This window comes from Streptomyces sp. ADMS, from assembly GCF_033441795.1.
GTDB lineage: Bacteria > Actinomycetota > Actinomycetes > Streptomycetales > Streptomycetaceae > Streptomyces.
The window spans coordinates 1-225 of record NZ_JAVFVX010000655.1 but is presented as its reverse complement, the minus strand read 5'-3'; the positions used below and the strand labels follow the sequence as shown (position 1 = coordinate 225).

Annotated in this window: 1 pseudogene; it reads left to right on the top strand. The window is 72.4% G+C overall.

The window, feature by feature from the left end:
- Positions 1-225, top strand: a pseudogene (locus RB628_RS42365) (hypothetical protein); the annotation flags it as partial.

The following is a 225-nucleotide window of genomic DNA, read 5'->3' as shown; positions in this document are numbered from 1 at the left end:
TGCTGCCGCTGCCCGACGGGCGCACCCGGCAGGCCCGCGAGCTGTGGGCGCTGGTGCCGGAGGATGCCTTCGAGCGCCGGTCCTGTGCCGACGGCGCCAAGGGTCCGCGCGAGTACGACTGGGCCGCCGTCCAACTCGCCTCCACACCGGCGGGGTTGGAGCGTCACCTGCTGATCCGCCGCTCGACCGTGCCCAACAAGAAGGACAGGAAGACCGGCGAACTCG